Source organism: Selenomonas sp. oral taxon 138 str. F0429 (genome assembly GCF_000318175.2).
Lineage (GTDB): Bacteria > Bacillota > Negativicutes > Selenomonadales > Selenomonadaceae > Centipeda > Centipeda timonae.
In genome coordinates, this window is sequence record NZ_KB290947.1 from 151,518 (window position 1) to 161,099 (window position 9,582).

Sequence of the window (9,582 nt, forward strand, 5' to 3'; positions counted from 1 at the left end):
ATCCCCTTGCAAAGAGAACGAAATCATTATCTGCCTCAGCGGATCTTGCGAATCCAGCCCTCGGGTGCTTCCACCGTGCCGAGCTGAATACCGCGCAGCGTGTCATAGAGCTTCTGCAAGACAGATCCCATATGCTCCATGCCACTCGGGAATGCGATCACATCATCGCCGTGCGTCACCGAACCGATCGGTGAGATCACGGCCGCCGTTCCGCAGAGTCCGCCCTCGGCAAAGTCGCGCAGCTCCGCAAATGCGACGGGACGCTCCTCCACCTTCATGCCGAGGATATGCTCCGCAATATAAACGAGCGAGCGACGCGTGATCGACGGAAGAATCGAATCCGACTTTGGTGTCACGACCGTGCCGTCCTTCGTCACGAAGAGGAAGTTCGCGCCGCCCGTCTCCTCGACATACGTGCGCGTTGCAGCATCGAGGAACATATTCTCATCAAAGCCCGCCGCATGCGCCACCATATAGGCATGCAGACTCATCGCATAGTTCAGCCCCGCCTTGATGTGCCCCGTACCGTGCGGCGCCGCGCGGTCGAAATCGCTCACGCAGAGGCGCACCGGCTTTGCCCCGCCCTTGAAATACGGCCCCACGGGCGTTGCAAAGAGACGGAACTGGTAGGCATCCGCCGGCTTTACACCGATCACCTCGCCCGTTGCGAAGATGAGGGGACGCAGATAGAGCGAGGCATCCGAGCCATACGGCGGCACATAATCACGATTCGCCGTGACCACCGCATCCACCGCCTCGACGAAGCGCTCCTCGGGGAACGACGGCATCTCGAGATACGCCGCCGACGCGTACATACGCGCCGCATTGAGATCGGGGCGGAACGTCACAATATGACCGTCCACCGTCTCATACGCCTTCAGCCCCTCGAAGACCTCCTGACAGTAGTGCAGAATGCCCGCACACTCACTAATCGTCACCGTCGACTCGGACGTGAGTCCGCCCGCATCCCACGCACCGTCCGCATAGTTCGACACATACCGCTCGGGCAGCGCGCGGTACGCAAACCCCAGATTTCCCCAGTCAATATCCGCTCTTGCCATAACTCTGCCTCTTTCCTACAAAAATGTAGTCCTATCATAGTACGATGATACGCACTTGTCAACGACGTAATGTCTCAGTACGAAGCATTCACATGGGACTTGCTCCGTAAACTCATACCGTTGTATTCGTCAGCTCCTTCAACGCACGCGGCAGAAGCTCCAGAATATCACCTGCCACAAGACCGTTGCCGTTGTACTCATACGCGAGATCACCCGCGCGCCCGTGTGCATACACGCCAACAATCGGCGTCATCCCGCTCTCCATCTGCCGCATCAGACCCGCGATCGTGCCTGCGAGAACATCCCCCGCCCCCGCCGTCGCCATGCCTGCGTTGCCGCAAGTCGTAAAGAACGCATCCCCGTCGGGATAGACGACGACCGTACACGCGCTCTTCACCACGAAGACCGCCTGATATGCGCGCGCAGCCTCGCGCACCACGCCGAGCAAATCATCCTCGACCGCGTCCACCGTCTTGCCCATGAGCGCCGCAAACTCTCCGAGATGCGGCGTCAGGATCGGCACCTGCGGCAGATCGCGCAGCGCGTCGAGATGTCCTTGGAACGCTGCGATTGCATCCGCATCCATCACGAGCGGTACCTTGACATCCGCCGCAAAGAGGCGCACAAATTCACTCGTCTCCGCCTTGCGCCCAAGCCCCGGCCCGATGAGTACGGTATCCATATTCTGTGCGAGCGAAAGGGCGGCCTCGAGTGCCTTCATCCCGCCGAAATATCCCGTTCCCGCATCCGGAATAGGGACTACCATGACCTCCGTCAGCTTCGCCGCGAGTACGGGATAGAGGCGCTCGGGCACGGCGAGGGTCACCAGCCCCGCCCCGATGCGCAGCGCCGCCTCCGCCGCAAGTGCCGCTGCGCCCGTCATCCCGAGCGAGCCCGCGAGCATGAGAATGCGTCCGCAGCTGCCCTTGTGCACGTCGCGCGCACGTGCGGGCAGGAGCTTCGCCGCGGCTTCACGCGTAATGAGCGACTGGCGCAGCGCCTCCCCTTCGAGCAGAGCACGGGGGATGCCGATATCATCCACGAGCAGCTGTCCCGCCGCGTTTGCCCCTGCGCCAAGGAGATGCCCGACCTTCGGCAGACCGAGCGCGAGCGTTCGATCTGCACGCACGGCGAGCGAGCCGATCCGTCCTGTATCCGCCTCCACGCCGCTCGGGATATCGATCGCCATCACAGGCCTTCCCGCAGCGTTGATTTCCTCGATAACACGCAGAACGGGCTTACGCAGCTCACCATGCGTCCCCGTACCGAGGATGCCGTCCACGACGGCATCGGTAAAGCGCAGCGAGACACGCAGGCGATCCCAGTCCCGATCACTCACGAGCGGACGGATCTCCACGCCCATTGCACGCAGCGCATCATGCATCGCACGCGCCGCCTCGCTCAGGCGTTCTTCCTCTCCTGTGAAGAAGAGCTTCACCCGCGCGCCCATATTCATGAGATGGCGCGCCGCAGCAAAGGCATCCCCTCCATTGTTGCCGCCGCCGGCAAAGACAGTGAACGTCTTATCCTCCGCGCCGCCAATCATCGCAGCGGCCTCCTCTGCCGTCCGACGCCCGGCATTCTCCATCAGAGCAATGGCGGGCAGACCGTAGTCCTTTACCACAGACTCATCAATTCGGCGCATATCCTCTGCAAACGATACATTCATCGCTGACCCTCCAATATACAATATGCCGTCGCATAGTCGCGCTCATGAGAGAGCGTGATCCACACGTGCTTTACGCCCATATCTGCCGCAAGACGCGCAAAATGTCCACTGAGGTGCACAGTGGGTGCACCAAGTGCATCAGGCAGGATCTCCACATCCTGCATCTGCCCATCGCGTAGCCCCGTGCCAAACGCCTTGAGCACGGCCTCCTTGCCCGCAAATCGCGCGGCAAGACTTGCCGCCATACCCTTTCCCCGTGATGCAGCGTAGGCGCGTTCCTGCGCCGTGTAGACGCGTTCGAGAAAGCGCGGGGTCTCAATCGCACGCGCGACGCGTGGAATATGGATAATGTCGCTGCCGATGCCCAGAATCATACGCCCTCCGCTTGATGATACAAAAAGGAGCCATTGCGCCCGCAATAGCCCCTTTCAATTCCTTTTTCTCTTACATTCAGCGCTGTAATGGTGCCGGTACCACCCCTGGTGAGTTCGGGGTCGGCCGCTGAGCAGCACCCATGATCTCAGACGAACCTGCCTGTGCCCCCGTGCCCGTCGAGGTCGGCATTGCATTCGACGGCGCATTTGCACTCGTCTTTACCTGCCCGTCAGAGGCGCTGATCGAGTCGTCCTGGCTGAAGCGCATGCTGCGCGCAATGAAGACCTCAACACGACGATTCTGCGCACGCCCCTCCTCCGTATCATTCGATGCAATCGGACGATATTCACTGTAGCCCAGCGCACTGAACCGCGCGGGATTGAGTGACGGCTGTGCGCCCATGAGACCGCGCATGAGATTCACGGCACGCGAGGAGCTCAGCTCCCAGTTCGACGGGAACTGCGCCGTAGAGATCGGCACATTATCCGTGTGTCCCGAGATGGTCACGCGCTCCGGCAGAGAGGAAAGGAGAGCCGCGATCACAGGCACAATCTGCTCCGCCTGCCCCTGCAACGATGCAGAGCCGGAGGCAAAGAGCGCCTTTTCCTTCAGTCGGATCATCAGCCCGTCCTCAGTGAGCTCGGTACTGACCTGATCCTCAAGATTGTTCTCCTTGATATACTGCTCGAGTTTCTCCTGCGCCTCACGCAGATTCTCGTTTTCTTCCATGTACGCACTGTTGGAGCTCTCAGCTCCTGAGCTCGGTGTCGACGGCATCGACATGGAGGGTCCCATACCGGAGAAGAAGGATGGCCCGCCCATATTGAACGCCGCAGTGAACGCCTGCGCGAGTGCCTGCATCTTCGATGAATCCGTCTGGGACATTGCAAAGAGAGCAATGAAGAGAGCCAGGAGCAGCGTCATTAGATCCGAATACGGGAGGAGCCAGGCCTCGCCTGCTTCTTCTTCATGCGGCTTCGCATGCTTCTTTCTCGCCATATCAGCCCTCTCCCTTCAGCGCCTCACGCTCCGTCTGCGGGATGAAGACCATGAGCTTCGCCTCGATCGCCGTCGGGGAGTCGCCCGCCTGCAGCGAGAGAATGCCCTCGATGATCATGCGCTTCTGACTGACTTCCTGCTCGGACATGATCTTGAGCTTATTTGCGAACGGCATCCAGAGAACGTATCCGGTAAAGATACCCAGAATCGTCGCAACGAATGCAGCTGCAATGGAGTGACCGAGTTTATCGATATCGTTCAGGTTACCCAGAGCAGCAATCAGGCCGACAACGGCACCCAGAACGCCCAGCGTTGGTGCATACGTGCCCGCCTGTGTGAACATCGAACGCCCCTCGGCGTGGCGCTCCTGCATGATCGCCAGCTCTGCATCCAGAACATCGCCTACGAAGTCCGGATCCATGCCGTCGATGACCATGCCCAGACCCGTGCGAAAGAACGGATCCTGAATCTCCTGCGCCTTGCTCTCAAGGGCAAGGATGCCCTCACGGCGCGCAATCTGCGACAGCTCGATGAACTGCTGCACGAGCTGCCCCTTTTCCTGAAGCTGCGGAACTTGGCAGGTCTTCTTGATCAGGTTGATGAAATTTCCCAGCTGCTCCATGCGAAAACCAATGAACAGGCACGAGAACGTACCGCCAATGATGATGAGGAACGCCGCCGGATTGTTGAGCGCCGTGAGCGGTGCTCCCTTTAGGATCATGCCGACAAAGATCGAGATGACCCCCATGATAAGCCCGATGACTGTTGATTTTTCCAAAACAAAAGCCCCCATTCCATTTCTCTCGATCAGCGAACGCACACATATCCGCTCCGTCAGATACACGTCCACATCTTCCTATATTATTCCATAATTCCCTAAAAAATCCTACCTATTTTTTAAAAAAACTCAAGAAATTTTTCCAATAAATTTGCATTATCCTATCATACATTCACCGAAAATATGGTATAATAGAAAGCGCATAAAAAAAAATTATTAGGAGGATGGTCTCATGGAACTACGGCAGTTGGAATATTTCCAGATGGCGAGCCGCCTGAAAAACATCACGCGCGCCGCCGAACGCCTCCGCGTCTCCCAGCCGAATATCACTGTTGCGATCAAAAAACTGGAGGGCGAACTTGGCATACAGCTCTTTGACCGCAGTCAGAAGCAGCTCTCCCTAACGCCTGAGGGTGCAGTCTTCCTCGGGCGCGTCGAGGTAGCGCTGCGCAACATACAGGACGCCGTGCTCGAGGTCAACGACTACAAGCAGCTGCAGAAGGGCACAATCAAGATCGGCATCCCGCCAATGATGGGTGCCTACCTCTTCCCAAAGATCTTCTCGAGCTTTCAGCGCCGCTATTCCCATCTCGACGTATACCTGCATGAGGAGGGTTCCGTCGCAATCCGCGAGCAGCTTGAGCGCGACGAACTGGACTTCGGCATCATCATCATCCCCGACACCTCGCCGAATCTCCAGCTCCTCCCGATGGCGCGCAGCCAAATTGTCTGCTGTGTCCCCGAGGACAGCGATCTCGCTGCACGCAAGGCGATCACGCTTCAGGACATTGAGGATCACAACCTCATCATGCTCAAAGAGGGTTCCTTCCTACGACAGACCATGCTGCAAACGATGAAGACAGCAGGCTTTACGCCGAACATTGTACTCGAATCCAATCAGGTCGTCACCATCATGGGGCTCGTCGCGAGCGGCGTCGGCAATGCCTTCCTGCTCGACATGATCGTGCGCGACACGCCGGGTATCCGCGCCATACCACTCGCTACGCCCGTATACGTCGACGTCGGTCTTGCGTGGAAGCGCGACCGCTACATTTCGCGCGCCGCGCAGTCCTTCATCGAATTCAGCAAGAGCATTCTCAGCCACCAACCCGATCATACGATGCTCTGATATAGACAGAGTAAGCCTCCCCCGCAGCAAACGGAGGAGGCTTTTCTATGCGCAATTTATACTGCTCAGAAAATCAGATGTGCTACGACATAGCCGACGCAGCAGCCCGAAATGACGCCGATCAGCCCTGGAATCATGAACGAGTGGTTCAGGATGTACTTGCCGATGCGCGTCGTGCCAGAGCGGTCAAAGCCGATGCACGCGAGGTCGGACGGGTAGGTCGGCAGGAAGAAGTAGCCGTAGCACGCCGAGATGAACGAGAGTACGAGGATCGGGTCCATGCCCACATTGATCGCCATCGGCACAACGATTGCAATCGCCGCGCCCTGCGAGTTCACGAGCTTCGACGTGAGGAACGCGAGGACGGCGTACGCCCACGGATAGGTCTGCACGGCAGAGCCGAGGAACTCCTTCAGGAAGCCAATGTGGTTCATGAAGTACGTGTCCGCCATCCATGCAACACCATAGACCGAGACAAGCGCCACGACGCCCGAGCGGAACACCTGCGAGTTGCCGACATCCTTCGCCTTCACCTTGCAGCTGACCAGAATGATCGCCCCCACGAGCAGCATGACCATCTGGATGACGACAACCATCGAGATCGCCTTCGGTGCAGCATCTGGCTTCGGTGGGAACTTCGGTAGCAGTTCGGGGAAGTTGCCGAGAATCGCGATGGCAATGATACCAGCAAAGAAGATGAACATCGCGCGGTAGTATTCCTTTGGCAGCTCCTTATCGAGCAGTGTCTCCGCATCGCCGTAAACATACTTCTTGTTCTCAGGGTCACGGATGAACTCTTGGAATCGCTCATCCTGCTCGAGATCCTTTCCGCGGCGATAGCTCCAGAGCGCTGCAAAGAGTACGCCGAAGCCTGTCGCAGGAATCGAAACCGACAGCACCTGGAACACAGTGAACTCATGCCCCGAGGCGGAGAGGAAGGCAACCATAGAGACGACAGCTACGGACACAGGCGAGGCACAGATGCCCATCTGCGAGGCAACGGACGAGACCGCCATCGGACGCTCGGGACGGATGCCCTGCTTGATCGCGATATCGTAGATGATCGGGAACATCGTATAGACAACGTGCCCCGTACCGCAGAGCACCGTCAGGAACCACGTCGTGAGCGGTGCGAGAATCGTGACATGCTTCGGATTGTTGCGCAGGAACTTCTCCGCATACTTGAGCATGACAGTGAGTCCGCCCGAGGTCTGCAGGAAGCCCGCACATGTCACCACCGCGAGGATGATCAGCATGACATCGACCGGCGGCTTACCTGGCTGATAGCCAAAACCAAACGTGTAGATCACAAGGCCGAAGCCACTGATCACCGCAAGACCAAGACCGCCGTGCCGCACACCGACAATCAGGCAGGCCAGCAGGACAATAAAGCCCAACAGCATTTCCATAAATATAATTCCCCCATTCTGATGCTTCCGCAGAGTCCCCACTCCGCACAGATATAATACATCTTGCGTCATTATACAGCATGAATGCGTTATTAGTAAAGTCTTCTAGGTATAAATGCAAACTATATCTTAAAAAACATCTGCCGCAATACAAAGAGCCGCCCATACGGGCGGCTCTTGCGCGGGAGATATTCGTTTACCGCTTCATATTGATGAGGGTCTCAAGCATCTCGTCGGATACCGTGATGATCTTCGAGTTCGACTGGAAGCCGCGCTGCGTGATGATCATGTCGGAGAACTGGTCGGCGAGGTCGACGTTCGACATCTCGAGTGCCGACGTAGTGAGCTCTGTGCCGATGTCAGACGCACCGCTGATCGTACGCGTACCAGAGTTGTTCGACTCCTGATAGAGGTTGCCGCCCATCTTCGTGAGACCGGACGGGTTGTTGAACTGCGCCATTGCGATCTGCGCCTCTTTCTGGCGCACGCCGTTCGTGTACGTGCCCGTGATGACGCCCGTGCTGTCGATGTCAACACTCGAGAGCGTACCTGCCGCATTGCCGTCCGAAGTCGCCGAGATCGTCGACGTGCCTGAGTACTGAGTGATTGCCGCGAGGTTCATAGAGACCTGCTGCGGCGCCGCACCGTTCGTATAGGTGAGGTTCAACGATGCCGATCCGCTGACATACCCACCCGCCGTATCAAAGTTGAGGTCGGTCTTCGTCAGCGCAACAGTCGTCGTTGTGCCATCCGCCTCCTTGATGGTATAGGAGTCTCCGCCGCTGCCAAGGGAGATGGTCCATTTATTGTTCTCTGCCTTCGTATAAACAACAGGAACCGAATGCTTTGCACCGAGCGAATCATACACGGTGATCGTCGTTGCCACAGAAGGATAGAACGTATCTCCTGTCCCATAGCTCTTTGCCACAAGTCCGTCGATGGATGTGCCGCTTTTTGTATTGAGCACTACCCCTGAGACCGTCTTGTTGTTGTACTCATAGACAGAGACACGCGAAGTCGATGCAACGTTGCCGTCTGCAGCCGTGGCCACGCGCGCGAAGGTCTGCGTCGCACTCGTCACGGTCTCAGCGGCGGCGAGTTTCGCCTTATTGCCGTCCGCCGTCGCCAGAATTGATCCAGGCTGCCCCTTTACCTCTTTGATCTTGAGCTGTCCGTTGTAGGTGTCACCGACCTTGTAGGTAAAGGTTGTCGGGCTTGGAACGGTGACCGTGGTCACAGCCTTCGGATTGGTAAAGTTGTTGTCCGCAGCCAGTTCCAGCTCAATTTCATTCGTACCGATCGTCGTTACTTTCCTAATCGTTCCGCTGATATTATACGTCCCGCCATAGGCATAGGTACCACTTTCAAGCCCTGTGAGAGAGATATCCGCCGTGGCGCCTGCAATCTTTTTGGGGCTGGAAGCGTTTGTGGGATCAATCCCCAGCTTGAGATCCACCTTGCCCGTAGCCGATGCCGTGATGTTGGAAATCTTAGACGTGTAGAGTGTCTTGCCGTTCACAGGAGTTGCCGTATCGAACGGATAGGTTGCTGTGCCGTCCAGTGTGACGGTCTCACCCGTCGAGAGCGTCAGCGAGATGCGCCCCGTTTCCGTCGGGGTATAGTTCGCAACCGTCTCTGAGGTGCCGTCCGCATATTTCACAAGAGTGTTTGCCACCTCATACCCAGGCGTTGTCGCATTGAGGTTCTTCGTGTAGGATGCGGTTGCGGTCGTCGTTGCATCCATCGACTTGCCCGCGGGGATCTGGATCTTCGTCGTATTGTCGCCCGCAACGTTGAGGACGCCGTTGTTCGCCATATATCCCTGCACGTAGAGACCCGTGCTCGGGATTGTGAGGTTGCCCTCCGCATCAAATCCGAACGCACCGTTGCGCGTATAGAACTGCTGATTGCCGCGCTTGACGACAAAGAGCCCATCGCCGCGCGAGATCGCAACGTCCGTGTTCTTGCCCGTCTGCTGGACGGAGCCGTTCGTGTAGATGAGGTCTGTGCTCGCCACGCTCATGCCGAGACCGACCTGCTTCGGGTTCACGCCGCCGATCGTGCCGTTCGGCGAGGATGCACCCGAGAGGTTCTGCGAGATCATATCTGCGAACGTGACGCGGCTCGCCTTGAAGCCTGTCGTGTTGACGTTCGCAATGTTG

General features: G+C 57.7%; 8 protein-coding genes. 1 reads left to right on the forward strand and 7 read right to left on the reverse strand.

What is annotated here, in order from left to right; all coding sequences use genetic code 11:
- Window positions 1-35 precede the first annotated feature (35 nt).
- The 5 genes from HMPREF9163_RS07710 to motA all read right to left on the reverse strand — a co-directional run bounded on the left by HMPREF9163_RS07710 (window position 36) and on the right by motA (window position 4,897).
- Window positions 36-1,061, reverse strand: a complete 1,026-nt coding sequence (locus tag HMPREF9163_RS07710) for a branched-chain amino acid aminotransferase (protein WP_009441191.1) — start codon at window positions 1,059-1,061, stop codon at window positions 36-38.
- Window positions 1,062-1,173: 112 nt separating this feature from the next.
- Window positions 1,174-2,730, reverse strand: a complete 1,557-nt coding sequence (locus HMPREF9163_RS07715) for an NAD(P)H-hydrate dehydratase (RefSeq protein ID WP_009441192.1) — start codon at window positions 2,728-2,730, stop codon at window positions 1,174-1,176.
- The gene (gene acpS, locus HMPREF9163_RS07720; RefSeq protein WP_009441193.1) at window positions 2,727-3,104 is read right to left on the reverse strand and encodes a holo-ACP synthase; all 378 of its coding nucleotides are present in this window, start codon (window positions 3,102-3,104) and stop codon (window positions 2,727-2,729) included. The genes HMPREF9163_RS07715 and acpS overlap by 4 nt, the downstream gene beginning before the upstream one ends.
- Before the next feature lie 76 nt (window positions 3,105-3,180).
- Entirely contained in the window at window positions 3,181-4,104 is a 924-nt protein-coding gene (locus HMPREF9163_RS07725; RefSeq protein WP_009441194.1) for a flagellar motor protein MotB, read from the reverse strand.
- A 1-nt stretch (window position 4,105) separates the two neighbouring features.
- Window positions 4,106-4,897, reverse strand: a complete 792-nt coding sequence (gene motA / locus HMPREF9163_RS07730) for a flagellar motor stator protein MotA (protein ID WP_009441195.1) — start codon at window positions 4,895-4,897, stop codon at window positions 4,106-4,108.
- A 217-nt stretch (window positions 4,898-5,114) separates the two neighbouring features.
- Between motA and HMPREF9163_RS07735 the strand changes: the two genes are divergently transcribed.
- Window positions 5,115-6,011 carry a LysR family transcriptional regulator gene (locus HMPREF9163_RS07735; RefSeq protein ID WP_009441196.1) on the forward strand — a complete coding sequence of 299 codons (897 nt, stop codon included), beginning with the start codon at window positions 5,115-5,117 and terminating at the stop codon, window positions 6,009-6,011.
- 65 nt (window positions 6,012-6,076) lie between these two features.
- Here the strand turns inward: HMPREF9163_RS07735 and HMPREF9163_RS07740 are convergent, their stop codons facing one another.
- Both HMPREF9163_RS07740 and HMPREF9163_RS07745 read right to left on the reverse strand, forming a co-directional pair.
- Window positions 6,077-7,420: an anaerobic C4-dicarboxylate transporter gene (locus HMPREF9163_RS07740; RefSeq protein ID WP_037346642.1), complete on the reverse strand. Its 1,344-nt coding sequence runs from the start codon at window positions 7,418-7,420 to the stop codon at window positions 6,077-6,079.
- 196 nt (window positions 7,421-7,616) lie between these two features.
- A partial coding sequence (locus tag HMPREF9163_RS07745) for a flagellar hook-basal body complex protein (RefSeq protein WP_009441198.1) occupies window positions 7,617-9,582 on the reverse strand: 1,966 nt, incomplete at its 5' end.